Origin of the sequence: Campylobacter sp. TTU_617 (assembly GCF_016599045.1) — a bacterium.
Lineage (GTDB): Bacteria > Campylobacterota > Campylobacteria > Campylobacterales > Campylobacteraceae > Campylobacter_D.
In genome coordinates, this window is the sequence record NZ_JAENKV010000039.1 from 1 (window position 1) to 811 (window position 811).

Here is an 811-nt window from a genome sequence, read left to right on the forward strand (position 1 = left end):
TTAAAACAAAATCAAACAGCAGCATTTTGGGGAAATGGTGATCAAAAAACAAAATTAAGCATAGTTTTAAATGGTGTAAAAATAGAAAATGAAAATATAACAAGTATAGATGAGGCTATAACTTATATCAACACTTTCACAGCTTCTAATGACACAAGACAAGGCACAGGAGTTAAAGCGGTTAAAAATGCTGATGGTAGTGGTATAGATTTTATCAATGATAACTCAGATGGCACTACAGATAGTATGAAAAATATCAATCTTGTAGTAAATTCTGATAATACAGCAGGTGAAGTTTGGACAGCGACTTGGACAGATGGTGCAGATGGTGCAGAAGGTTCATTTACATTTACTCAAGTACAACAAAACAATGCTTCTTTATGGACAGCTACAAGTGGAAATATTGGAACACAAGATAACCTACAAGGTGGTAGAAATGCACAAGTTATAACAGCTCATAAATATATCTATAGCTCTTCAGCCCAAACTCTTCCTCCTATGTATAATCCTGATGGAGGTTATTCTTATGTTCCAGGAACAAATAATGGAGGAACTCCTACTTGGAATGGCACAGATACAAATGTTATTGGTTCGCAAAATTATTACAATGCGGTAATGAATGGCTCTTTATTAAATACAGATGTAAGAACCTTCCATACTACTGAAGATTTAAGAGAGCTTTTACAAAGAGATGCAAGATATGGGGTTGATTATGATGGAAGTGGTTCATTTGCCGCAGCTGATGTAAATGAAAATGTTAAAGTAGTTGTAAATTCTTCAGGAGCTTTTTCTATCACTAATGTTAATGAAA

1 pseudogene is annotated in these 811 nt (G+C 34.0%); it reads left to right on the plus strand.

Going from position 1 to position 811, the window contains the following annotated elements:
• Window positions 1-811, plus strand: a pseudogene (locus tag GQV94_RS07600) (flagellar hook protein FlgE); the annotation flags it as partial.